Source organism: Okeania sp. SIO2C9 (assembly GCF_010672455.1).
In the GTDB taxonomy this organism is placed as follows: Bacteria; Cyanobacteriota; Cyanobacteriia; order Cyanobacteriales; family Microcoleaceae; genus Okeania.
On record NZ_JAAHGO010000039.1, the window covers coordinates 36,055 to 63,030 of the forward strand.

The window sequence follows — 26,976 nt, forward strand, 5'->3', positions numbered from 1 at the left end:
TTTTCCACTGGGAGAGATGGATGGAAAGATTTTGAGAACAACAAGCATATCTTTATAGGTGCTTCACACAATGAAAATATTCTGGCATTGCTCATGGGGAAGATTCTTGGAAATCCTTTGACAGAACTAATTTTCCGATAATTGATAACTGATTTAGATGTGTCATAACACTACAAATTTTGCTGATAACCGATAATTGATAACTGATAACTGATAACTGATAACTGAAATGACCATCCGCATCCGAGGTGCCAGACAACATAACCTCAAAAACATTGACCTCGAATTACCACGCGATCGCCTAATTATTTTCACAGGAGTTTCTGGCTCTGGCAAATCCTCCCTTGCCTTCGACACAATATTCGCCGAAGGGCAACGTCGCTACGTCGAATCCCTCAGTGCCTATGCCCGACAATTTCTCGGACAACTCGACAAACCAGACGTAGACTCCATCGAAGGATTAAGCCCTGCCATTTCCATCGACCAAAAATCTACATCTCATAATCCTCGCTCTACAGTCGGCACTGTCACGGAAATTTATGACTATCTGAGATTACTGTTTGGTAGAGCAGGAGAACCCCATTGCCCAATTTGCCACCATAATATTGCTCCCCAAACTATAGATGAAATGTGTGACAGAATTATGGCTCTTCCGGACCGGACTAAATTTCATATCTTAGCTCCCGTGGTTCGAGGAAAAAAGGGGACTCATAAGAAACTTTTGTCTAGTTTAGCCGCTCAAGGATTTATTCGTTTGAGGGTTGATGGAGAGGTTGTAGAAATTGCCGAAAACATCAAATTAGATAAAAATCATACACATACGATAGAAGTTGTTATTGACAGACTGATTAAAAAGCCAGGTATAGAGGAACGTTTAGCGGATTCTCTCAGTACTTGTCTACGTCAATCTACTGGAATTGCTTTAATTGACGTATTAAATCATACATCAGCAGAGGTAGGTGCAGTGCAGAGTTTTAATAAGTATAACCTAACCTCGGCAAAAATAGCAACTTCAGCTAATTCTAAATCTGCTAATAATTCGACTAATTCTAGTCAGGAACTAGATACAGAAATAGAAAAATCTCATACTCAAATAGTATTTTCGGAAAATTTTGCCTGTCCGGAACATGGAGCAGTGATGGAAGAACTCTCACCTCGGTTATTTTCCTTCAACTCTCCCTACGGTGCTTGTCCTACTTGTCATGGCTTGGGTAGTCTGAAGCAGTTTTCCCAAGAGTTAATCGTACCCGACCCCAATGCACCCTTATATTCAGCGATCGCTCCTTGGTCGAATAAGGAAAATCCCTATTATTTTTCTCTGCTTTATAGTTTGGCTGAAGCTTATGGGTTTGAGATAGAAACTCCCTGGAATAAATTGAGCAAGAAGGAGCAAAAGTTAGTACTTGAAGGTAGCGACGAACCTATTTGGATAGAAAGGAAAAATGGAGAAGGAGATTATCGTTACTATCCTGGAGTTATCCCGACTTTGGAAAAGCAATATAAGGAGACTGGTTCGGATTTAATTAAGCAAAAATTAGAACAATATTTAGTCAATCAAACCTGCGAAACTTGCCAAGGGAAAAGACTAAAACCAGAGGCTCTTTCGGTAGAAGTAGGGCAATACAGAATTACAGATTTTACAGAAGTTTCGATTCGGGAGTGTTTGGAGAAAATCAATAATTTACAACTGAGCGAACGGCAAGCAAAAATTGCCGAATTAGTATTGAGAGAAATTCGGGCAAGATTACAATTTCTGTTGGATGTTGGCTTAGATTATCTAACATTAGACCGAGCAACAATGACACTTTCTGGGGGAGAAGCTCAAAGAATTAGATTAGCAACACAAATTGGTTCTGGTTTAACAGGAGTTCTCTATGTTTTAGATGAACCAAGTATTGGTTTACATCAGAGAGATAATAGTCGTCTTTTGCAGACTTTAATCAAACTTCGAGATTTAGGAAATACTTTAATAGTCGTGGAACATGACGAAGAAACTATTAGAACAGCCGACCATATTATTGATATTGGTCCGGGGGCTGGAGTGCATGGGGGGCGGATAGTTTCTCAGGGAAATTTTCAGACATTATTAGCAACAGTAGAGTCAGTAACTGGTGCTTATTTATCTGGCAAAAAAGTTATTGCTACTCCAGCAGAAAGAAGGGAGGGAAATGGAAAGTCTTTACTGCTGAAAAATTGTCATAGAAATAATCTCAAAAATATAGATGTAGAAATTCCTTTGGGAAAATTGGTCTGTATTACTGGAGTTTCTGGTTCGGGAAAATCTACCTTAATTAATGAATTACTTTATCCAGCTTTGCAAAATTATCTGAGTCGAAAAATTCCTTTTCCCAAACAGTTAGAAAAAATCAAAGGATTAAAAGCAATAGATAAGGCAGTTGTAATTGACCAATCACCTATTGGTAGAACTCCCCGTTCTAATCCGGCAACTTATACAGGAGTATTTGATGTAATTCGAGGAATTTTTGCTGAAACTATAGAAGCAAAAGCTAGAGGTTATAAACCAGGGCAATTTTCTTTTAATGTTAAAGGTGGCAGATGTGAAGCTTGTAGCGGACAAGGTGTAAATGTAATTGAAATGAATTTTCTACCAGATGTTTATGTGCAATGTGATGTTTGTAAGGGTGCAAGATATAGTAGAGAAACTTTACAGGTGAAATATAAAGATAAGTCAATTGCTGATGTTTTGAATATGACTGTAGAGGAAAGTTTAGAAGTATTTAAAAATATTCCGAGGGCAGCAAGTCGATTACAAACTTTAGTAGATGTAGGGTTAGGTTATGTCAGATTAGGTCAACCCGCACCGACTCTTTCTGGTGGGGAAGCACAGAGAGTAAAATTAGCCTCTGAATTATCTCGACGAGCAACTGGAAAAACTATTTATTTAATAGATGAACCAACAACTGGTTTATCTTTTTATGACGTTCATCAGTTATTGAATATTTTGCAAAGATTAGTAGATAAAGGAAATTCCATTGTAGTAATTGAGCATAATTTAGATGTGATTCGTTGTGCCGACTGGGTAATAGATTTAGGTCCGGAAGGTGGAGATAAAGGAGGAGAAATAATTGTTTGTGGAACACCGGAAGATGTAGCAGAGAATTCAGACTCTTATACTGGGAAATATTTGCGAGAAGTATTAGAAAAGTATCCGCCGAAAATTGAAAATTAACAAAAAGTAAGCGTGCATCTCAATTTTTGCCTTTATTCAAAAATTTATCTCTTTTAGGCAACAGGGAATATATAGGAAAAAAGTATTTTTGCTTGCTATGAGATGCACCCAAAAGTAAATTTAGAAAAAAAATCAATCAATATCCATAATTTATTAGTAAATTGATTTGAAATTTAATCTAAGTTATACTCTTTCTATCAATTTTAATTTCAAGAGAAGAAAAATTTATGGAATTTATTTGGTCGGATTCTGAAGATAATAATCGTGCAGAAAAGATGATGTGGCAAAGCCTCAAAAATGCTTTATTTGAAGATGAAGGAATTTGTTATCATCGCTATCCTATATTTTCCCCAGATAGATCGAGAAGAGAACCAGATATTCTCATGCTTCATAAAAATTGGGGATTATATATTATTGAAACAAAGGGATGCAAAATCGAAAATATTGAAAAGATTAATGGGCAAGTTTGGGAAATGAAAGATTGGTATTCTACCCAAGAAACTCCTTACTCTCAGGCAGAAGACCAGATGTTTTCAATACTAGGAAAATTTAAAAATGAGCGTAAGTTACGTAAAGGAAAATATGATGTAATTCAAGGTCATGTATTTATTGGTTTACCTTTAATATCTGAGTCTGAATGGAAAAGAAAAGGTCTTGATTTATCTCCTGCTGCTCCATTAACTATTATCTTTGCAGATGATTTACAAAAGCCTGATAGTTTGAGAAAGAGATTAACTAAAATACCTGCTGAAGAAAAACAAGAATTTATAACAGATGAACAATGGAAACTCGCATTGAGTATTCTCCAAGGCGCCCCTACTTTACGTCGTGAAATTAGACCGGAACCAAAGAAAAATTCATCAAAAGCTGCTTTACTTAGGCAAGTTGAATTACAAATGGAAGGTCTAGATAGAGAGCAGCACAAAATAGCAGTTCAAATACCAAATGGTCCTCAAAGAATTAGAGGTTTAGCAGGTTCAGGAAAAACAGTTGTAATGTGTATGAAAGCAGCATGGATGCACAATAAACATCCTAATTGAGATATTGCTTATACTTTTTACACCAGAAGTTTATATGAACAAATTAAGAGTAACATTACTCGTTTTTACCGTTGGTGGGCTGATGTAGATCCAAACTGGAATAAAATTCATATACTTCATGCTTGGGGAAGGAAAGATCAGGAAGGTCTATATCGTTTTGTTTCTAAAAAAATGGGGCGTAATTCACGCACATATCTAGAAGCAAAAAATGCTTTTACTCATAAAGAGTACAGTCAAATACTCGGTAATTGCTGTAAAGAACTTAGAGAACTTGAGGATAAAACTCCTCAGTTATTTGATGCAATTCTTATTGATGAAGCCCAAGACTTTAACTTTGAGTTTTATAAATTGTGCTATGACATTTTGCGCGAACCTAAACGTTTAATCTGGGCATACGATGAAGTTCAAAGTTTAGAAAGTCTTTCTATACCAACAGCCATTGAAATTTTTGGTACTCATACAGATGGAACGCCTGTTGTAGAACTTGAAGGTAATTATCCAGATAGTGAAATAGAAAAAGATATGATTCTCTATCATTGTTATCGCACTCCTCGTCCTATTATGGTTACTGCTCATTTCTTTGGAATGGGGTTACTAAGAAATAAGGGAGCAGTTCAATTTATTCCCACACCAGGAGGATGGGAAGATATTGGATATGAAGTAGTTTCAGGAGAATTTCAACCAGGGAAAAAAGTAACAATAAAAAGACCAGAAAAAAATTCTCCTCATAGTCTAGAAAAATTAGTACCACAAGGAGAGAAGTTAGTTCAATACAAAACTTTTAATCAGAGAAGTCAAGAGCTTAATTGGGTAGCTGCACAAATAAAGAAAAATGTTTATGAGGACGAACTAAAGCCAGAAGAAATAGTAGTTATATCTCTAGATTGGAAGAATATGGAGAGAGACTTTGGAGAATTGCAAGGTTTACTTAAGCCAGAGGTAAAAGCGATAATATCTAAGAATGAAATTTTCCGACAATCTAACAATGTGACACTCGCTGGTATTTTCCGAGCTAAAGGAAATGAGGCATCTATTGTTTATGTAATTGGATTTGAACAAGTAGATAGCAATCCTCAATTAATTGTTCAAGAAAGGAACCAAGCTTTTACAGCTATGACCAGAGCTAGGGGGTGGTGTATTTTAACTGGGATAAGTTCAAAAGCTCATATTTTATTCCATGAAATTCAGAAGATATTAGCAAGTTATGAAGAAATTACATTTACAGTACCAGAACCAAAAACTATTCAAAGAAATCTAGATAATCTGGAGTACGAAAAACGTCGTAATCGTCTCAAGAAAGGTAAAGAGTTAACAAGTAAGTTAGTAGAGGCTATGAATGAGTATGGTAATCCAGAAATTTTAGAAAAAGCGAAGGAGATTGAAGAGCTAATTAAAAAAGAGCAACAAAAAATAAATAAGTTAGGAAATTGAAAATCTAAATTGGTGATGGCTAGAAATATTTCTGCATATTAGTTATTGAATATAATAGCGATCGCCTCTTGTATCTCTTCGACTTTTTACCAGTTTTTTTCACAGATGAAAATTTCACTCCTATATATAGATACTTGAAAATTTGTCAGAGATTTTTCCATAATATTTGGTTTACCTAGAGGTAAGTAGATATTTTCTGAAGTGGAGCAATCACCTCTTGTATCTCTTCGACTTTTTACCAGTTTTTTTCACAGATGAAAATTTCACTCCTATATATAGATACTTGAAAATTTGTCAGAGATTTTTCCATAATATTTGGTTTACCTAGAGGTAAGTAGATATTTTCTGAAGTGGAGCAATCACCTCTTGTATCTCTTCGACTTTTTACCAGTTTTTTTCACAGATGAAAATTTCACTGACCTATATAGATAGTCGAAAATTTATCAGAGACTTTTCTAGACTATCTCCTCTACCTAGAAGTAAGTAGATATTTTCTGAAGTAGAGCGATCACCTCTTGTCTCTCTTCGACTTTTTGCTAGTTTTTTTCACAGATGAAAATTTCACTCCTATATATAGATAGTCGCAAATTTGTCAGAGAATTTTTCCAGATGTCTGGTCTGCCTAGAAGTAAGTAGATATTTTCTGAAGTAGAGCGATCGCCTCTTACTTCCCATCGACTTTTTACCAGTTTTCCTCACCGATGAAAATTTTACTTCCAGGTATAGGTAGTCGAAAATTTGTTAGATAATTTGACCAAATGTCTGGTCTACCTAGAAGTAAGTATATATTTTCTGAAGTAGAGCGATCGCCTCTTAACTACCTTCGACTTTTTACCAGTTTTTGGAACAAATGAAAATTTCAATGACCTATATAGATACTTGAAAATTTGTCAGAAAATTTTCCCAAATATTTCCTCTACCTAGAAGTAAGTATATATTTTCTGAAGTAGAGCGATCGCCTCTTAACTACCTTCGACTTTTTACCAGTTTTTGGAACAAATGAAAATTTCAATGACCTATATAGATACTTGAAAATTTGTCAGAAAATTTTCCCAAATATTTCCTCTACCTAGAAGTAAGTATATATTTTCTGAAGTAGAGCGATCGCCTCTTACCTACCCTCGACTTTTTACCAGTTTTCGGAGCAGATGAAAATTTCACTCTTATATATAGATAGTCGCAAATTTGTCAGATAATTTTTCCAGATGTCTGGTCTATCTAGAGGAAAGTAGATATTTTCTGAAGTAGAGCGATCGCCTCTTAACTCCCTTCGACTTTTTAACAGTTTTCGGAGCAAATGAAAATTTCACTCTTATATATAGATAGTCAAAAATTTGTCAGAAATTTTTCCAGATGTCTGGTCTATCTAGAGGAAAGTAGATATTTTCTGAAATTGTCATCCTGTGAAGCTTTAGTCAAGATATATGCTTGTTTTTCCCTCATCAAATCTTTCCATCCATCCCTCCTCAGTGGAAAAGCATCAAGAATTTCATTCTCTTAAGCTCAAAAAAAATCGCGCGTCAAAGGATTTTCGGTTGCATCTCCACAAAAATTTTGATATAGTAGGAACTGATAGGAGTCGTTCGCCCCTACGCATGACTTTTTATTCAACTAAATTTATTGGCTAAATATTATAATTACTTCAGTAAATTACTTTCTAGGTTCTCTCAATTATTCCATCTCTCAAAATACTAAAAAGCTCTTCCAAAGGAGACAAATTTTTATAGGTAAGCCAAGAGTAATATCTGTCAACCTTCCTCTCTTTCTATCTCTACATAAATTTCTCTAATTTTTTGCTAATTAATTTCCTTTTCAATCTAGATTTTTAGCAGGCATCAAAAATGCAGTTATCAAAGCAATAGTACCCCCCAAGAAACCCCAACCTAGCCAAATATTAAAATTCCTACCTCTACTTTTTGCCACAAAAGCAGCAGCAGTACCAATAACACAATGCAAAATCATTAATATCCAGAATAATTGCCAGTTAATTTCATTCATAATTGTCTTTCAAGTATTAGTTATTTGAGAATAAAGTCCTAAAAATTTTTCCGCATCAAAATGAATTATATGGTCTGGTGCATCAGCAATGCAAACTTATGTTTCCCAAGGAATATCAGCAGCAAACTTGCGAAAAGTATGATGGTCTAGAAAAGCTGTGATAAAAATTAAATCAGCTCTAAAACTTGAAGAAATTTCAACTCACCTTTATGCCTAATAACTATTACTCGTTGACGATTTTGAGGCACACCAAAATAAACATAAGTAGGTCGGTGTTGAAAATTATCGTTATGAAAAGGCAGGAGACAGAGGGCAGAAGGCAGAAGGGAAGAGAGTTTTTAGCAAATTTACTTTTCGTTACATACTTCTGTTTTTTTGCACCGTTCTACTTAATTTAACAATTTAAGCTCAATAATATAACCCAAAGATTGAAGTGCTGGAGTAATTTCATCCAAATACCATTTATTCCGATAAACCAACCCTCTTACGTTTTCAAATAACCAAATTTACGGCTTTAATTTTGCCACTGCATGAATCAAAATAGGAAAGCTATCTCGCGAATCTTGCAAACATTTGAACAGATAGTTTAAGTAAATGATTGATTTTATTTATGAAGTTCATATATGTTATGCGAATGATTATAATGCTTGTATAGAATACATAGGCCAAATTAGGAAAAAAGGGTGAATTTTTCTGTTTTTTATACCAAATTTGCTTATAAAAAGGTACTGATTAACTATCTATAAGTCTATTACATCCTAACTTATGATTGAAATAGAGCGCCCATATCAATAGTATTTAGTATTACTTTATTTTTAATTGCTGAGAAAGCAAATCATTTAAAGCAATTTGATTAATCTATAGTTGTTTTATTTGTTGATTCGTAAAATTCATATAGGCATACTATTATATAGTAACAATATTTAATTCGTAAAATAAAGAGCAGATATTAGATTATTTCTGTTTCATTTCATGGCATTTATAAATATAGCGTTTCTCAGTCTAATGAGGTACACCTATCTTTATTTATCTTCTATTCCCTGTTGCCTATTGCCTTTCGGAGCTGTTGCCTAAAACCTACGAATCCCCGTACCTCAAGCTTCTTGGGAATTGCTATATATTAAAAAAATATTACTTATTTTTCCCTTTTAATTATTAGGATTTAATATCCCAAGACCAAAGTCATTACTTGTTTAGCACTAGCAATTTTATCACTTAAACACTTCTTGATGTAGCTATAAAGTTTTTAGGTAATTTATGATAATAGATTGTTATTTTAAAAAATAACAAAAACTCTATTATTACCTGATACTATTCTCAATTAATATGTTCTATCAAAGATTTAATTCTCTCTTCACATTTCAAATGTAAATGCTATACACCAATAAAGAACTTAATGAATAACTTGAAATTTGAGATTTTTCTTGAAAATCTAAATATGCCTCCCTCCTAAAATATCGCATCTGCTAGATATGAGATTTGCCAAATTGAATAAAAAGCGTTATATACTTATAAGTCAATTTATGATTAAACAATAAATAATTAACAATGTCAGAAAATCAGCAAGAAATTTGCCCAGTCTGCCTAGTTAAAATAGTAGGTGGAGATCGGGTGTTGTTTTCTTCTGGACCACCTGGTACTAAAGCAAAGTTATGGGCTCGTGTTTGTCAATATGCTCAAAGACAAGGTTGTATAAATCAAGATCTAGATGAAGTTGGAAAGGTCAAATCTGAAGATTACTATAACCCTGAGATTTCCTAGCATCTTTTCATTTTTTCTTCTAACTTACTTGTTCTTTAATAAATAGGAAAAACAGAGGCCATTATTAAAAGAAAATTATTAATTCGCTTAATTAATATGTTAAGAGTCAATATGTTACCAAAAATATATAAGGTACTAAATCCCTGTATCTATAAATATAAGAACAACAAAACTCTTAAGTTTAACATATCTTGTGGTATAAATCAGATATGATTTCTATCACCCCTTGAGTTTTTGATAGATTTTTCTTACCTTATAACCCTTGACTTTTAATTTTTGATTTCTTACTTCCGTGAAATAGTATAGCGCTACTCAAATACGCTCTTGACATTCCTTTGTTTCCTCACAGGAGTGCCCATTACCTCTGTTAGTAGGCATTCCCATGGCGAGGAGACCTCCCCGGGTTCCGACCGCTTGCCTCTGTTGCACCCCACGGGGTTGTACCCCTATTCCCAGATCCGGTGTTCCCTTACAACCTAAATTTATTGTCAAACGCCAAAAGACGTAGTGCTATACAGAAATAAGAAAGGAAAGGAAAGGACAAGAAAAGAAAGGCAGCTTTGCTAAAAAAGGGGGGAGTGATTTTCTACCAAGATTTTTTTCTCCTAATCTTCTGCCACGCTGCTATTTGCTTTTCTGTGGTAAAAATATTTTTCAGATTATTTCCTAGAAGAAAACTTCGAAGTCCAAGACAAATGTTGTTAGATCGAGGTAGCATCAAAATACTAATTGTCGTAGGATCTTATCTCAAAGTCCGTATATTTCTATATTAATTTTTTCTAGAAACCAGTGCAGTATGCCCAACAGATCCTACTCTTAACAGAAGGTTAAACATTTGAAACTCAGAATAACTGAGATAATTTTAACTTGACGTAAATACAGTAGTGATGTTTTTGATTTTTGTTGCATAAGCTTGGTTATGATATTAATCGGCATTAGAGAATAGATTCTCTATATGATTTGTCAAATAGTCCTGGTTTAACCATCAAGTGAAATTAAATAATGAATCAGACTGCAGCGTTTATAGGAGGATGTATTCTGACGGGGATATTGATTGTCCTCTTGCTCATGGGTTGGATTGTATTTGGCAAGTCTTCTCCTGATTATCGGACGGAAGCGCCAAAAGCATCCCCTTCTCCCTCAATCACATTTTCTCCTTCTCCAAAAGTATATCCTTCTCCTTTAGTAACTGTCTCACCTCAGCCACTACCACCCCCACCAATTTCAGTCCCTTCAGTTCCTGACTTTAAGGACTATCAGTTGGAACAACAAATTAAAAATCAATCAGAGAAACAACGTTCAGCTTATGAGCAACTGAAAACTCAACTACAGCAGCAATTACTTGATATGCGACAGTTGAAAACTCAGTTAGAGCAACAATGGGCAGAGACACAACAACTTAGACTGCAACAAGATCAACTGAGGCTACAAAATGACCGATTGTTGATTCAAGTCCAGCAGCAAGAACGTTTGATTTCTGGCTTGAGTCTACAACAGGGGATGGATAATTATAGCAGAAGATCTTCAGGTAGTTCTGCGAATTATTTAGAAAAAGGTATACTGTGGTTTATTGGAGGAATAGTCTTAGCTATTTTACTTCTTGGCGGTGGTATTATTTTAGTCGGAATGATTATTTTATTAGCTCAACCCCAACGTCGATCTTCTTACAATGGTAAGAGTACGGCTCACGATATTAATGTTCCTTGGCAATATACTATTTATGAGGAGGAGGAAACTAAATTTTTACCTCCTTATATTGATAGGAAAAGAAAACAAAAATAATCAAATAAATTTCAATAAATAAGAAAAAATAAAAAGGTAAACAATGATAGAAATAGGTGAGTAATAGAATTGAGTATTGTCCTTTGAGGCATAAATTTCCAATTTCTTTTTTGTAGTATTATTTTTGGTAATTGCTATAGATAGAGCAAGAAAATTTTAACTTTTTTAGCTAAAGGAGCAAATATTTCTTTCACTGTCTGAGTATTTAGTGTGCTAACCTAGAATTTTTTATAAATTTCTCTAGCTCTCTAGATGGATATTACTTAATTTGGCATCTATTTATAGCAATTTCAGAAGACAAAAGCGGGAAAAATACTTTCTTGTCTAAGGTTGATTATTAGTCTATGTTATACCAAATTAAGATATAGCAATTCCTAAGAAGCGTGAGGTACGGACATTCGTTGGTTTTAGGCAAGAGCCCCGAAAGGCAACAGGCAACAGGGAATAGAAGATAAATAAAGATAGGTGTACCTCATTAGACTGAGAAAGGCTATAAAGTTGTATAGAATAAAATTTTAATCAGAGTTGACTGTATATCAAGACAGACAAGTTAATTAATTTCATAATTCTGTTCAGCCTTACATAACATTGGTATCAGCAACTCTTTATTTCCTATATGAATATGTTATTTAATAGATTTTAGTATTAATAATTTTTGCCCAGTTAGGATTACCAGCAGCTAATTTATAGGAGAAGGAAGAAGGAAGAAAGCGTTTAGTTATCTACCAAAGAAGGAAAAATCTGGCGTTGTCTGAGTTTTAAGTTTTTGATATGTCTGTGCCCTTTCCTTCCACTGCTATACCCTTGATATCTGAAATATCAAACTAGAATTGAAGAATGGAGTTATTTATAATTGTTACTTCGTGTTAGTTGGTAGTTAATTTTATGGATAAGTTTATTGCTTTACTATAGTTAGATGCTACTATTATTATTTAATGGATTTGAGGGTCAAAAAAAAATTATTATTTTGGTGATTAAATATCCTTGATTATTGATATTATTGATGTACCTATTATGAAAAAGCATTTCCTGAGGTCATGCTCCTTCAATAATTGATAATTGATAATGGATAATTGATAATTACCTCTCCCTAAAAGCTATCCCTGATAAGGAACTCCTGAAAACCTTCTGGATAGTAGGGGAGAAGGGAGCAGGGGAGAAGGGAGAAATAGTCAATAAAGCTTGGCAAAACTACTTAACTTATCCAAATAAATGTGCTTTTAAATACATTTTTTCTCAGGAAAAAGCCTTTTGAAGGCTTAAACATAATTTGTTTATTTTGTCAAGTTTTATGTTAAGAAAGATGCTTACAAAGTATAGCCCTAAAAGGAAGGGGATTGAATAAAAGGAAAATTTTTTCTTCTCTTGGTCGATTGGATATGGCGCAGGTTTCCTCGCCATCCCACCCTACCCGAAGCTCCGAAGATCGACCGCTGTTTCTCCACGGCGAGTGAGAGGCTTTAAACCTTAATTATTCGGTAAACAGCGAGTGGTAAACAGCGAGTGATAAATAGCTGAAACCGATAAAAATGCAATTTAAAAGAGGATTTAAACCACTCTTAAACTATCTGGCATTTATATGCCGGAGATTTCAACTAAAGCTAAAAGCTCTTAGCCCAGAGCTAGTTAACACTACAAAAAAAATTAATTGCTACAGTTTATCATTGGATATTCTGAGCTTCATTAACTTTTACTATTCTAATAGTTGTATTTGCCTCTCCAATTTTAAAATTTTTGGTACAGAGTTTGTAGAAGCAAAAGAGGAAATGATTGTTCTGATTTTAGAGTAGTTATTGACATCCTCCCCGGCCTAAACACAGGGATTACTACTGAGCCGTAGCTCCTCGGCGGGTTAACGCTTGGCTTCGCATAGCTGCCGCTAACACAGGGTGCTGCTTCCTTGGCGGTAGTCTAACGCTTCCCTCCACGTCCGCGCACGAGTTTCCGAGTGCCCCCCGGCAACTAATAACACTATAGCATATATTCAATTCACTTACAAATAAAATAAAAAGTCGCCCTACAAGGGCGAGGCTTTAAACCCAATTTTTCGGTAAATACAGGAATTAGTTCTGTAGATTAGTTAATGATTATGACTGGATATCAAAGTACATTGATTTTGATGTTTTGATTTAGCGTGGCGATAAATATATTTTAAATAATAATCTTAATAGCAAATTTTAGTATCGTCGGAGCAGCGATCGCCACAGTAATAACAATGATTATGTGGAATATTTTACTACTAGAATATGTAGTAGAATAGTTGAATTTATATCGATATATAATTTATCGCATCATCAGAAAATGATAGAATGAAGTGTGAAGTTCAACTATTTAAACTTACTGTAATTATTCCGGAGGTATCAATGTCAATCAAAGAAAATACTTGGTGTAGCAATTTTATCACAGTAAATAGTATTAAGATTCATTATGTGACTCAAGGTTCAGGTCCTTTAATGTTAATGTTACATGGATTTCCTGAATTTTGGTATTCTTGGCGACACCAAATCCCTGAATTTGCTCAAGATTATAAAGTAGTTGCCTTAGATTTAAGGGGCTACAATGAAAGTGATAAACCAGAAGATAAATCTGCTTATGTAATGTCAGAATTTATTAAAGATATAGAAGGAGTAATCAAAGAATTAGGTTATGAAAAATGTGTTTTAGTAGGACATGATTGGGGAGGGGGAATAGCTTGGTCTTTTGCTTATGCAAATCCTGAAATGGTAGAAAAATTAATTGTAATGAATATTCCTCATCCGGCAAAATTTAGGGAGGGATTAGGTACTCCAGAGCAACTTTTGAGAAGTTGGTATATGTTTTTTTTCCAGTTACCTTTTTTGCCAGAATTAATGCTTGAATTTGATGATTATCAAGCTATTGGTTCTATTTTTCAAAGTATGGTAAATAAATCTGCTGTTACTGATGCTGATATAGAAGCTTACAAGGACGCTGTGGCTAAACGAGGTGCTTTAACTTCAATGATTAATTATTATCGTAATATATTTTCTGGATTTTTCAATCAACAAGAATGGGGAATATTGCGAATTCCTACTTTAATGCTTTGGGGTGAAGAGGATACGGCTTTAGGAAAAGAATTAACTTATGGTACAGAAGAATATGTGGAAAATTTTCAGATTCGCTATATTCCTAATTGTGGTCATTCGGTACAACAAGAACAGCCTCAATTGGTTAATCAATATATGCGAGAATTTTTGAGTAATGATAATGATTTAAATTGAAATAAGTGCAGAGATAAGATTGATTTTATGCCATGGAAGAAGGAAAAAGGAAGAAGGAAGAAGAAGGAAGAAAAAAGTGGATGGTAGAGACTAAAAGAAGCCACTCTGCTCCCTTAAACTCCCACAAGCTTGTAGACACCGCTGATCATGTGCGTGGGTATTAAACCCATAAGGGAAAAGATAAAATTTAAGAGAAGATAGACAAAGAATTAGTATTATTACTAATTTATAATTTCCCTTAAATGATGTGAATAGAGAATTAAAATGTTTGAGGAAATAGGAAGCAGTTTCAGGTAATTAGCTAGTTTTGGGCAGAAGCAAAAATGACGCTTTAGTTTTCCAATATAGTTAGGAAGTAGTAATTATTGTCAGATTTGTCAAACACTCAAAAATAGATAGAATAAAGGAGCATTAAGCCATCAGCCATCAGCTATTGTTTCTGGTTTTAGATAACAGTTTTATTAATTAACGCCAAATTAGAGCTTACTACAAAAACTGAGTCTTATTGCTGTTTGCGTAGCATCCCGCAGGGAAGCGCTTTCAGCAACAAGACTTTATCTTTAAAAACAGTGTTTAAATTAATAGTAAGCATTTCCTTCGGAATGCTTACTTATAACTGCGTCGAATATTACTAAATAAGAAGAATAAGCTGCAAAAAAACTTAAGTATTTGACGAAAAGAAAGTTTGTCAAAAATTTATTTCCTTGTGCCCTTTGTAACTTTACAAATTCAACAGTTACCCTATTTGTCTTGTCATAACAATAATTTTTAACGCCAACCTGCTTATATAATTAATGTCACTCAAATTACTCTAATAATGATTAATCAATTAAGTAATACGATGAGGAATAGCCTAATAGTAATAACTATCCTAATTATTATAAATTGGTTATTGCTATCTTCTAATACTTTAGCTCAACCGATTGATAATAGTCGGCGCGAACAACAAGTATTACAATCAATTGAATTAAATACGGATTTAATTTTAGAAAATGCAAATCCGGTGGAAAAACAACAGTTAAAAAACGAAAAGTATGCTCGAATGCAAGAGTCAGAATTTAAATTCTACAGAGCAACAAATTATCTATTTTGGCAAGATTTTGCTAATGATAGTAGAATCATAAAATTTGGTAATGCTAATACAAAAACTTGGATTTTAGGAGATTGTCATATTGATAATTTTGGTGCTTTTAATAACGATAAAGGAGAAATTATCTTCGATATGAATGATTTTGACGAATCAATTATTGCTGATTATCAATATGATTTATGGCGTTTAGCAGTCAGTATTATTTTAGTGACTAATGATTCTACCCTATCTAAATCAGAACAAGAAGAAGTTGTTGATAACCTTAGTGAAACTTATCTAGATACCTTAGCTTTTTATGTAGGAAATGATGAAGAAACTAAAATATATTTTACAGAAACTAATACTAAAGGAGAGCTAAAAAAAACCATAGAAAAAGCTGCTAAAAAAACACGACAAGGAATGTTAGATAAGTGGAGTAAAGTTATAGAAAATCAAAGAATGTTTGATTTTTCCAGTGAAAAATTAAGTCTTGCCACTGATGTTAAAAACGCTATTGAATCAGGAATGCTAGATTATGGTAAAACCCTTTCCGGCAACCTAAATTATGACCCAGAATATTTTAAAGTTAAAGATGTTGCCCAAAGATTAAATGCCGGATTAGGTTCCTTAGGAACACCACGTTATTATGTATTGATAGAAGGGAAAACTGATGCTTTAGATGATGACCATATCCTAGATATTAAACATCAGTTTCAACCGACACCTACTTATGAATTGTTCAGCTTATATGACCGCATTAATTATCGGAAAATATTTAATAATAGTGCTCAACGTCATGCTCTAGCTTATAAAGCACTGATTAAGCACGCTGATGATTTTTTAGGATGGATAAAACTTGTAGATAATAATCCTATTGATGGAGATTTTTCTGGTGATTATTCTGTTAGAGAAATATCTCCCTATAAAAAATCTCTCAAAATTAAAAATTTAACAGATAAAAATAGTTTGATAGAAGTTGCTAAACAATGGGGAAAAATTCTGGCTACCGACCATGCTAGAGCAGATAAAGATTTTGATAAAAAATTAGTTTCTAATTCCTTTGAAAAACAAGTCAAAAAAATTACTGATGGTAAGCATCAAGAATTTAGAGAATTAGTGCGTGAAATAGCTTTTAAATATGCGCAGCAAGTTAAAGTTGATTATGATAATTTTGTAATTGAACAAATAGAGAATAAAGGGAATAGGGAGTAGGGGAGTAGGGGAGTAGGGGAGTAAGGGAGAAATAAAGATATGAATAATTAACATTAACTGAGCTGCTAATTAGCAAAAAAGTTATTCTGCTATTTTTAATTACTTAATAACTGAAGTATTACCTAAATTAAGCATTAATGAATGGGAATTGGTATCAACTTTTGAGTTTATTTTCTAGATGTTTTTGACTAAATTCCCGATCTAGTTTTTTGCTCTGGAATGTGGAGATCAAGTGCTACGAAATAGGGAATAGAGAATATTAAAGGAGGGAAAACAGCATTAAATAGGGTTTGCTGAAAAAGTCTTTTTTAAGGAGTAGTGGAGTAGGGGAGAATTTTTTTGCCCAACTATGCGCTAAAAATGCGCTCCATGCATGAGCATGAAGAGCTGAAAACCATGTACTTTTTCAATACCTAAAAAGGCTAAAACCTTTATCTGGTAATTATTTAATATTTAATCAGCAAACCCTAAATAGTAGCAAAGATAAGAATATAAGTTACTCGAACGGCACACTTTTTTTATCAGAAAAAAAAATCAATCTAGATTTACATTTTAAATAAAAACACTATAGTTATCAAAAAGTCATAAATTTTACAAAATAATTAAATTTGAAAGTCTCTCCTTCTCAGAATAAAAAAGAGAAAAAAATAACTTTAATTGACTCTTCTCTTTTAAAGAGAAGTAATTATTATAGGACTTACGAATTACAACACATTTTTGTCATTCCAACCCACAGGGAAACAATCTCACACTCAAATCCTAGTTTTTCCTGCCTCATCGTTCAGCAATTAACAATTAACAATTAATAATTAACAATTAATAATTACCTCTTCTTAAAAGAAGAGGATTGACTAAAATAATTTTTTTTATTTTATCCCTTTAAAAGGGAAGGCTTTAAACCTGAATTGTTGAATAAATAATTATTAACTATCAACTCTTAATTATTCATTATTAGGCAAGTCCTGTAGTAAGCATTCAGCTATTAGCAAACAGCTATCAGCTTTTTAAAGAATCAAGCAAATACTAAGGTTAGCGGACAGAAATATTTCATTTCGTGCGGAATGCGGAGCTAACATAACTTTTAATTCTCCTTGACTACTAATTCCTTCTTCCCAGATAATAAGTTAATAACTCATAGCTGATAGCTGATAGCTGACCGCTGAATGCTTACGTCCTGTATTAATTATTGAATATTAGCCATGAATATAAATTCATTACGATATTTGAGTCTTAATATTTTGCTTATAAATGTTCTATAATTCCAATTTGAAAAAAGAATGTTACGAATAGACATCTCCAATAATAAAAAATTAAATCAATTATCGCACAGAAATTATCAATTATTTCCCCCTACTCCCTACTCCCTACTCCCTACTCCCTCTTTTCTGGAGATGTCTAATAATAAGTGCGGTTAAAAGACAAGTTCAGGAAGTTTTCCTTTGACAAAAAAGAGAATTTACGACCTAAAAACTGTTATTGAAACTATTCCCATAGGACTCCTGACTCCTGACTCCTGACTCCTAAGAAATAGCCTAGCTATTTGCACCAAACATTTATCAAATTGGTATAATACTTAATATCACTATCATTATTCCTCTAATTCTTGCGTTGCTTTTCTTTCTTTTCTCCTTCTTTGAATAATTTTTAGTGCGGAAGCTGCTCCAGCACTTATTGCAGCGGCTCCTAATATTGGACTTGATGCAGCTATTACTCCTATTCCCGCTCCAATTAGAGATGCTGTAACCATTGCTGTACTAGCTATTGTTGTAGAAGTATTTTCATTTTCTGTACTAGATGTTTCTGTACTAGATGCTGCTTCATTTTTTTGATAACTGTTGTTAGCTTCTTCTTTCATAACTAAAATTGTTACCTCTTAATTCCAAACACAAATAAACTCATTAATCCTATACCTATTATATTAGAAAAGAAAATCAACCAAAAAGATTGTTCTCTCGGTGTAGCGTCTTGCAATTCTTGATGCAAACTTAAAACGTAAATAAAAAGTCCAAAAGATATCTTAGACAATTAATAATTAACAATTAATAATTAATAATTAATAATTAATAATTAAATTTTCTTGTCAACTAAGAGGATTTGCTAAAAGTTTTTTTCTTTTGTTTCCATGAATGGAGAGGCTTTATACCTTGATTTTTATGTAATAAATAGTCTTGTTGTTGAGCGTCATCAGCATTAATATTAGTGTCAAACAATAGTGTTAAACCTCCATAAATGAGAAAATAAATTCATTAATTGATAATGGATAATTACCTCTGCTTAAAACTGTTACGAAACGGAATCGAATATAAGGAAATCTGATTTTTTTTATCCTTAAAAGGAGAGGCTTTAAACTTTTGGTGATTAATTATCAATTATCAATTATCAATTATCCATTGGTAAGTTCTATTCCCCAAAAGAAATCTTGTCTTTCCCAACCTTTCCCTCTTGCTAAATTCTTAGCAATAGAACCTATAAATATAATTACTAAAGGAATAAATAGGGCTTCAAATAAAAGAACTAAACTAACATTTTTCATATTTGCCACTTACTTTTTTAAAATCTCCAGATGACTTTTAATTTTCGACTCTTGACTAATAAGATTGACAAATTATATGGCAATCTAAAATATAGGACAAAAAATATTACTCAAATTTTCTCTACAGAAGTATAAAAGTAAATTATGCAAACCTTGCCAAACCCAATCAAAACTTCTGCAAATCAACCCGCCTTTGACACAACTATCCATAGACGAAAAACTCGCCCCGTCAAAGTAGGTGATGTAACTATCGGTGGTGGCCATCCAGTCGTAGTCCAGTCAATGATCAATGAAGACACCCTTGACATTGACGGTTCCGTAGCTGCCATTCGTCGTTTACATGAAATTGGGTGCGAAATAGTCCGCGTTACCGTTCCCAGTATGGCTCATGCAAAATCCTTAGCAGAGATTAAACAGAAATTAATAGAGACCTACAAACCCATACCACTGGTAGCGGACGTCCACCATAATGGTATGAAAATTGCTCTAGAAGTTGCCAAACACGTTGATAAAGTCAGAATTAATCCTGGATTATATGTATTCGAGAAACCTCAATCTGGTAGAAATGAATATACCAAAGCAGAATTTGAGGAAATAGGCAAAAAAATCCGCCAAACCCTCGAACCTTTAGTAATTTCTTTACGAGACCAAAATAAAGCCATGCGAATTGGAGTTAATCATGGCTCCTTAGCAGAAAGGATGTTATTTACTTATGGAGATACCCCAGAAGGCATGGTAGAATCTGCCCTGGAATTTCTCAAAATTTGTGAATCCTTAGACTACTACAATTTGGTAATTTCTCTAAAGGCATCGCGGGTACCAGTAATGCTTGCCGCTTACCGATTAATGGTAAAACGGATGGACGAACTAGACATGGCCTATCCTCTACATTTGGGTGTAACTGAAGCAGGTGACGGAGAATATGGTCGGATTAAATCTACTGCTGGTATAGGTACACTTTTAGCAGACGGAATAGGGGATACAATTCGCGTATCTTTAACTGAAGCACCCGAAAAAGAGATACCAGTTTGCTACAGTATTCTTCAAGCTTTGGGTCTGCGGAAAACAATGGTAGAGTATGTTGCCTGTCCCTCCTGTGGCCGAACTCTATTTAATCTGGAAAATGTTCTGCATCAAGTGCGAGAGGCGACAAAACATTTAACAGGATTGGACATTGCTGTTATGGGTTGTATTGTCAATGGTCCTGGAGAAATGGCAGATGCAGATTATGGTTATGTAGGTAAACAACCAGGGTATATTTCTTTATACCGTGGACGGGAAGAAATTAAAAAAGTTCCTGAGTATCAAGGTGTTGAAGAATTAATTAATTTAATTAAAGCTGATGGGCGTTGGGTTGAACCCTAGTTTATAATTAACATTTAATTGGGAGTGTATTCTTAATTACACTCCTTGGTTAACTAGTGATCAGCATTTTCCGTACCGGAATGCTCCGCAAACAGCATTTCCTTAGGAAAAAGTGGAGCATTCCGGACTGAAACGCTTTTTAAATTAACAATTGATAGATGGAGCTTTTCTTTTTGTTAGCTATGAGGAATCTAATAAGAATCTAAATTAGTTAATTTGGATACAGATAAAATATCAATGTTTTAGTTGGAATATTGGAAATAAATTTACTATTTTTCTTAACTAGAAAAGCTGGTACAGAAAATTTTAGAAAGCGTGAGGTAAAGTTTAAGACTAATCTATAATTTTTATTCATTCCTATGTTCCCTCATACCGAGTGTGCTACCAAATACGTCTGTCGCCGACGTGGGGTCGCACCGCTGTTCCCTAAAAGCATAAAACTTTTTACCTTATCAACTAGAAAACTGCTGTAATTAATAGACGAGAGTAAGCCTAATATTATTTTTAACTATCTCTGCTAAAAATAATATTCAAGAACTGTACAAATAAATCATAATTTTATATACCCCTAAAAAATGGTTAACACTAAATTTAAATTTATATTAAGGAGAGTAAAAAAAAGAGTTATCGATGCACACCTTTACTAATACTAGGAAAATCAACAGTTATAGTAGAAGGAAGAAGGAAGAAGGAAGAAGGAAGAAGGAAGAAGGAAGAAGGAAGAAGGAAAAATCTGGTGTTGTCTGAATTTTAAGCTTTTGATATATCTTAGACCTTTGCTTCGACTGCTATAAATTTTCATAATTTGATATCTGTTAATAAGGTATTAGTGCTGAAGTTTGACCAAGCTCCTAAAGTTAGATAAGAATATTTTTTTCTAGACATACACCATAAGAAAAAAATAAAGTATTCGCTTTAAATATCCTAAATTTATTGATGAACATTTACCTGATTCCCTTTTCCATTCTTGATTTTTAGATATCAAAAACCTAACTACAAGCATTATATTACTTATGCTAAATTAGGCATAGTAGTAGTGATGTAGTAATTATTGTTTAAATTAATTCAACAAACAAATGGTTATAGCAAAACGTGGGCTAATTCTTGGTGCAACAGCATTGATGTTAACAGGCGTTACTGTCATAGGTGCTGGTATTCATCTTTCCTCTCAAGCATCATTAAATAATAATGACCCTAAAGAATTAATCGACCAAGTTTGGCAAATTATTGATAAAACTTATGTTGATGGTACTTTCAATCAAGTAGACTGGAAAGCTACTCGCACTGAATATCTCGATAAAACTTATACAACTGATGAAGAAGCTTATGATGCAATTAGGGAAATGCTAGAAAAGCTAGGAGACCCTTATACTCGCTTCATGGACCCAGAAGAGTTTAAAAATATGCAAATAGACACTTCTGGAGAACTCACAGGTGTAGGTATTCAACTAACCCAAGACCAGGATACCAAAAAATTGGTAGTAATTTCACCAATAGAAGATACTCCGGCTTTTAAAGCAGGAGTTCAAGCTAAAGATATTATTAGCAAAATAGATGGTCAAAGTACTGAGGGAATGGATATAAATCAGGCAGTAAGTTTGATCCGCGGTCCTATCGGTTCTCAAGTAACTCTAACCATTAAACGAGAAGGTCGGGAAATAGAGTTTCCTATTACCAGAGCCAAAATTGAAATTCATCCTGTAAAGTATTCTCAAAAAGAAAGTTCTCTGGGCAAAGTTGGTTATATCCGATTAAATCAGTTTAGTGCTAATGCTGCTGGTGAAATGCAAGAGGCGATAGATGAGTTAGAGACTCAGAATGTATCGGGTTATATTTTAGATTTACGTTCTAACCCTGGTGGCTTACTTTATGCTAGCGTAGAAATTGCTCGGATGTGGCTCGAACGTGGAGATATTGTTTCTACTGTAAACCGTAGTGGTATTACCGATCGCCAGAAAGCTACTAATAGGTCTTTGACAGATAAGCCATTGGTGATTATGGTGGATGGGGGTTCGGCAAGTGCAAGTGAGATTCTTTCTGGCGCTCTACAAGATAATCAACGGGCGACATTAGTAGGTACTAAGACATTTGGTAAAGGGTTGGTGCAGTCTGTCCGTGGTGTGGGTAAAGGTGCAGGTTTAGCAGTGACGATCGCTAAATATTTTACCCCGAGCGGTCGTGATATTAACCATGAGGGAATTAAACCAGATATAGAAATTTCTCTCACAGATGAACAAAAAGAGGCTTTGCGGAAAAGTCGTGACAAAATAGGTACTCTTGACGATCCTCAATATGCAAAAGCATTGGAAATCTTGAATCAAGAGATTGCAAAACTCCAAAATAATAAAGCTCAGTCAACAACAAAGTAGATTGATAAATTAATTATATTAATTATTCTGGCTGACATTTTCCCGCTCGAATCAATCCTACACGACGGGCGATCGCTTCTTCAAAAGTATTAAATGGACCCCATGTTTCTATAAAGTCGGGGTCTTTTTTTTGTTCGACTTGTGTACTAGGCAAAATTTCACAGGTTTTCTCTAGTTTCTTGATAATATAGTATTTTTGTGATGAGTCATTCATAGTAATTGGAAATTGGTAATTGTTAACTAGCTATCAGCATTTTCCGTACCGGAATGCTCTGCAAACAGCACTCAGCTTTCAGCGCGCTAAAAGCTTGGGTTTAAATCCCCGACTTCTAGCTTGTCGTTTAATTTTATAGAACCCCTAAGCGTATCTTCATAAATATTAAATTTTTCTAGCTAGGAGACAGGAGACAGGAGACAGGAGGGAAGATGTGGGGAGAAATAATACAAAAAATTCAACACTCCTTTTCAGATTTTTCCTCACTCATATCATGTCCGGTAGCATCGGTCTTGTATAGTAAATAGGCAACAGGCAACAGCTCATCTGGCAACAGGCAAGAAAAAAACTTAAATTTCCTGCAAATATCCACGCCAACTTTTACACAAACGATACCAACGGACATGATATCATTGATGCGCGAAAAGACTTGGCTACCATAATTATATAGATCTCAAATGGGTTCTATAGCACTACGCAAATAGGGTGCGGACATTTATAAATGCGGATGAACCCAGCGACGACGTTAGCTTTAGCTCCTATGGAAGAGACTAGTCGCAACTGGTAGCGCACCAAGTAGCTCAAAGTTAGTCAGGGATTACTGTGACTTTTGACTTGTGACTTGCGCGTAGTGCTATAGGAGGGGTCCTGTATCTCCGATAGCGCAAAGCTGATTGCTAAACGCCGAGCGGCTTACAGCTCCCCATTCCAGACCGAAACACTTTCAAAAAAAATATTGTTATCAAGTATGAGGTTGCTAGGAGTCAGAATTCAATTTCCTATCAAACAAGCGTTGGTAAAGCGCGTGTATGATATTAATCTTAATTGCTTAGAAGTCAACCCACCCGCGCGCCTCTCCCAGGAGGGGGAAGACCGAGTCAGGAGGAAAGAAAGAAGAAAAAACCCCGAGTAGAAGGATAAAGTTTTTTGGTCGCGTAAAGGTCATGGAGTTCTATCGCGCTCTTATCCGGACATGATATCATACCTCAAATTACCAACGCCATAAAACCTACTACCTACCACCTATCAACTACCACCTAATTAATATATAAAGTCAAAAACCATATTAAGATAATAATGTTTTTTGTACTTCCAGTAAAATTATCAAACTGAAAATATGGGACGTAAGTTTTATGGTGTAGTATTCCCATTCATTTTAGGCATAGGATTTGTCTTATCTATTACTCCAAGTAGTAAAGCCCAGAAACCACAATCAAGTGAAGGTCTTGACCAAACTGCTCAGATTTTAGACAAAATAGAGGAATACAACCCACTCAAGCAACCTCCACAGACATCGAAACCATTTGAAGAGTTAGACCAAAAAAAAACAAAAATCGTTACGGACAAAAATGATAATACTTTAGGACAAATAGAACAATACAATCAACTCGATCGGCCTCCCGAAGTACCACCCCCCCTAGAACGAGTTAACTCTGTCAATCAACTTAGTGATGTTCTACCCACAGATTGGGCCTATAGTGCCTTACAAGGATTAGCAGAACGCTACGGTTGTCTATTGGCCTCACCAAATGGTACATTTAGTGGAAATAGAGCCATCAGTCGTTATGAATTTGCTGCTAATCTCAATGAATGTTTAGAAGTTATTCAAAGTCTAATTGAAGAATTCGGTGAAGGTTATATTAGTCAAGAAGACTTAGCTAAAAGTCAACGATTACAAGCAGATTTTGCCGTCGAAATTGCTGATACTAAATCCCGCCTGAATGCTCTAGAAACACGGACAGATATTCTCGAAGCTAATCAGTTCTCTACCACAACCTTACTCAAAGGGCAAGTGGCTATGGCTCTTTATGATGCCTTTGGTAATGATGGAGAAGATGGTGCTACCGTGAGTGCCGATGATAGCCAAATGGGGTTTGGTCATGCCTTGACATTTAACTTCGATACCAGTTTTACAGGCAGAGACTTCCTCAGAACAAGGATAAGCGCTGGAGACCTCCCTGGAGTAAATACAGGTACCGCTATGACCTTCTTGAACGCAGGCTCTCCACCTAACGACATAGCTAGACTAACAGAAGTATACTATATTTTTCCCCTCAATAACGAAATGAGTCTTTATTTTGGAGCTGCTGGACTTGACTTCGATTTGATGGCTCCTGCTCTTAATCCGAAACTAATCAGTGGTAGTATAGGAAGCCTGGCCTTGTATCCAGCTTATAACCCTACCATATACATCCAAGTAGGGGGTGCAGGTTTAGGTTATAGTTATCAAATTAATGACAACTTCAGGTTAGATTTGGCTTACCTCGGAGGTGGTCCTGGTGGTGGAACAGGTAGAGTCAACGATCCGAATGAGGGTGGTGGACTTTTTAATGGTACAAATAGTGCTTATGCTCAGTTAACAGTCTCACCTACTCTAGATTTTGATTTTTCTTTTGCTTATGTAAGAGCATATTATACGGCGGATTTAGTTAATGTAGCAGGTTTTACAGGTAGCCAAAATGCTCAACGACCTTTTGGTAGAGTGGCAACTTCAGCAGACCATTTTGGATTTCAAACTAGCTATCGTTGGGCACCGTTTACTATTTCTGGTTGGGTTGGATACAGTAATGCTGAAGCAGAAGCAGGCGATCGCGAAGGGGATGAAGCAGATATTTGGCATTGGGCAGTAACGGTAGCCATAGATGACTTGGTGTTTGAAAATGGAATGTTAGGTCTTTCAGTTGGTCAGCAACCAAAAGTGACAGATATTGACAACGGTGAAGATGACCCAGATACTTCGATACAATTTCAAATTTTCTACAGTTATCGAGTTTCCAATAATATAGATATAACGTCTGGTTTTTTCGTAGAAACACAACCAGAACATAATGATAAAAATGACCCAATTTTGGTATTTGTGACTCGAAGTGTTTGGAGATTTTAATTTTAAAACTAACAATTATGAACAAGAAACTGAAAATTATTATTGCTTCATCCCTAGCATTTCTAGGGACTATTTTTACTCAAAAAATAAGTCAAGCACAAACACAAGAAAAAATTATTAGAAAAGAGCAGATAGTAGTAGGAGTTAGGGAAGATTCCTATTGGTTTGGTTCCAGGAATGATAAGGGAGAACGGGAAGGATATTGTATAGATATTGCCTATGCATTACGTGAACGTCTCAGTGCTAATCAACTTGAGCCAATCAGGGTAAGATTTGTGACATCAACTGTCCAAAGTCGTTGGGATATGGTAAAAAGTGGTATGGTAGATTTAGAGTGTGGCCCTAATACTATTAGTACCGAACGTGAAGAAATACATGGTATTAATTTTTCTGCACCTTTTTTTATCACAGCAACACAAGTTTTAGCTCAAAGAGGCAGGATAGAAGAAGATGTGAATGCAGGTAATGCCATAGTTGGTGTAGTTAGGAATACTAGCAATGAAAGTGATTTAAAGAGTGCTTATCCTGAAGAACAAATTGAGGATAAATTTTTAACTAGAGAACAAGGTATTAAAGCTTTAGTGGATGGTGAAGTTAATGGTTTTGCCAGTGATGGAACTCTTTTGTTAGGTATAGCGTGGGGTATGAACCTGGACCTGGAAAAAGATTATACTTTTATTACTATCAATCAGGAAAATGGCCGTCCATTTTGTGCGGGTTATGGGTTCATCCTGCCTGGAGGGGAAGAAAATTCTAGTTGGCAAAGCTATGTTAATGACTTTCTTGCTAACGACAAAAAAGCTCAAAGAATTCAAAGAAAATGGTTGTTGGATGGCTTAAGTGAAAATAGTCAAATGCTTTATGATGCTTGTGCTCAGGAGTAGGGAGT

General features: G+C 34.7%; 16 protein-coding genes. 11 read left to right on the forward strand and 5 right to left on the reverse strand.

What is annotated here, in order from left to right:
- Window positions 1-229: 229 nt before the first annotated feature.
- From uvrA to F6K23_RS25165, 3 genes are all read left to right on the forward strand, one after another.
- Complete coding sequence (gene uvrA / locus F6K23_RS25155; protein ID WP_293160899.1) at window positions 230-3,190, forward strand: excinuclease ABC subunit UvrA; 2,961 nt, start codon at window positions 230-232, stop codon at window positions 3,188-3,190.
- 227 nt (window positions 3,191-3,417) lie between these two features.
- Complete coding sequence (locus F6K23_RS25160) at window positions 3,418-4,230, forward strand: nuclease-related domain-containing DEAD/DEAH box helicase (protein ID WP_293160901.1); 813 nt, start codon at window positions 3,418-3,420, stop codon at window positions 4,228-4,230.
- Window positions 4,231-4,401: 171 nt separating this feature from the next.
- Window positions 4,402-5,661, forward strand: a complete 1,260-nt coding sequence (locus F6K23_RS25165) for a DEAD/DEAH box helicase (protein ID WP_293160903.1) — start codon at window positions 4,402-4,404, stop codon at window positions 5,659-5,661.
- 1,812 nt (window positions 5,662-7,473) lie between these two features.
- On the opposite strand, the gene F6K23_RS25170 is transcribed toward F6K23_RS25165, so the two are convergent.
- Together F6K23_RS25170 and F6K23_RS42110 are read right to left on the reverse strand one after the other, a co-directional pair.
- Window positions 7,474-7,659 carry a hypothetical protein gene (locus F6K23_RS25170; protein WP_293160905.1) on the reverse strand — a complete coding sequence of 62 codons (186 nt, stop codon included), beginning with the start codon at window positions 7,657-7,659 and terminating at the stop codon, window positions 7,474-7,476.
- Window positions 7,660-7,755: 96 nt separating this feature from the next.
- Entirely contained in the window at window positions 7,756-7,854 is a 99-nt protein-coding gene (locus F6K23_RS42110) for a BsuBI/PstI family type II restriction endonuclease (RefSeq protein ID WP_367267812.1), read from the reverse strand.
- 1,353 nt (window positions 7,855-9,207) lie between these two features.
- Here F6K23_RS42110 and F6K23_RS25175 point away from each other — a divergent pair.
- The 4 genes from F6K23_RS25175 (at window position 9,208) to F6K23_RS25190 (ending at window position 16,722) form a co-directional block, all read left to right on the forward strand.
- Window positions 9,208-9,420, forward strand: a complete 213-nt coding sequence (locus F6K23_RS25175; protein WP_293121214.1) for a hypothetical protein — start codon at window positions 9,208-9,210, stop codon at window positions 9,418-9,420.
- Between the two features lie 1,002 nt (window positions 9,421-10,422).
- On the forward strand, window positions 10,423-11,202 hold the full coding sequence (locus tag F6K23_RS25180; protein ID WP_293160907.1) for a hypothetical protein: 780 nt from the start codon (window positions 10,423-10,425) through the stop codon (window positions 11,200-11,202).
- 2,309 nt (window positions 11,203-13,511) lie between these two features.
- Window positions 13,512-14,441 carry an alpha/beta fold hydrolase gene (locus tag F6K23_RS25185; protein WP_367267809.1) on the forward strand — a complete coding sequence of 310 codons (930 nt, stop codon included), beginning with the start codon at window positions 13,512-13,514 and terminating at the stop codon, window positions 14,439-14,441.
- An 817-nt stretch (window positions 14,442-15,258) separates the two neighbouring features.
- Window positions 15,259-16,722 carry a DUF2252 domain-containing protein gene (locus tag F6K23_RS25190; RefSeq protein WP_293160909.1) on the forward strand — a complete coding sequence of 488 codons (1,464 nt, stop codon included), beginning with the start codon at window positions 15,259-15,261 and terminating at the stop codon, window positions 16,720-16,722.
- A 1,588-nt stretch (window positions 16,723-18,310) separates the two neighbouring features.
- Here the strand turns inward: F6K23_RS25190 and F6K23_RS25195 are convergent.
- Together F6K23_RS25195 and F6K23_RS25200 are read right to left on the reverse strand one after the other, a co-directional pair.
- Window positions 18,311-18,577: a hypothetical protein gene (locus F6K23_RS25195; RefSeq protein ID WP_293160911.1), complete on the reverse strand. Its 267-nt coding sequence runs from the start codon at window positions 18,575-18,577 to the stop codon at window positions 18,311-18,313.
- A gap of 528 nt (window positions 18,578-19,105) precedes the next feature.
- Entirely contained in the window at window positions 19,106-19,255 is a 150-nt protein-coding gene (locus F6K23_RS25200; RefSeq protein WP_293160913.1) for a hypothetical protein, read from the reverse strand.
- Between the two features lie 144 nt (window positions 19,256-19,399).
- Between F6K23_RS25200 and ispG the strand changes: the two genes are divergently transcribed.
- Complete coding sequence (ispG, locus tag F6K23_RS25205; protein WP_293160915.1) at window positions 19,400-20,620, forward strand: (E)-4-hydroxy-3-methylbut-2-enyl-diphosphate synthase; 1,221 nt, start codon at window positions 19,400-19,402, stop codon at window positions 20,618-20,620.
- 1,076 nt (window positions 20,621-21,696) lie between these two features.
- On the forward strand, window positions 21,697-22,989 hold the full coding sequence (gene ctpC / locus F6K23_RS25210) for a carboxyl-terminal processing protease CtpC (protein WP_293160917.1): 1,293 nt from the start codon (window positions 21,697-21,699) through the stop codon (window positions 22,987-22,989).
- A 22-nt stretch (window positions 22,990-23,011) separates the two neighbouring features.
- Here ctpC and F6K23_RS25215 read toward each other — a convergent pair whose 3' ends face one another.
- Window positions 23,012-23,203: a DDE transposase family protein gene (locus F6K23_RS25215; RefSeq protein WP_293160919.1), complete on the reverse strand. Its 192-nt coding sequence runs from the start codon at window positions 23,201-23,203 to the stop codon at window positions 23,012-23,014.
- A gap of 1,117 nt (window positions 23,204-24,320) precedes the next feature.
- On the opposite strand from F6K23_RS25215, the gene F6K23_RS25220 reads away from it, so the two are divergent.
- Window positions 24,321-26,087, forward strand: coding sequence for an iron uptake porin (locus F6K23_RS25220; RefSeq protein WP_293160921.1), 1,767 nt, complete (start codon window positions 24,321-24,323; stop codon window positions 26,085-26,087).
- Between the two features lie 17 nt (window positions 26,088-26,104).
- Window positions 26,105-26,971, forward strand: a complete 867-nt coding sequence (locus tag F6K23_RS25225) for an amino acid ABC transporter substrate-binding protein (protein WP_293160923.1) — start codon at window positions 26,105-26,107, stop codon at window positions 26,969-26,971.
- Window positions 26,972-26,976: the final 5 nt, after the last annotated feature.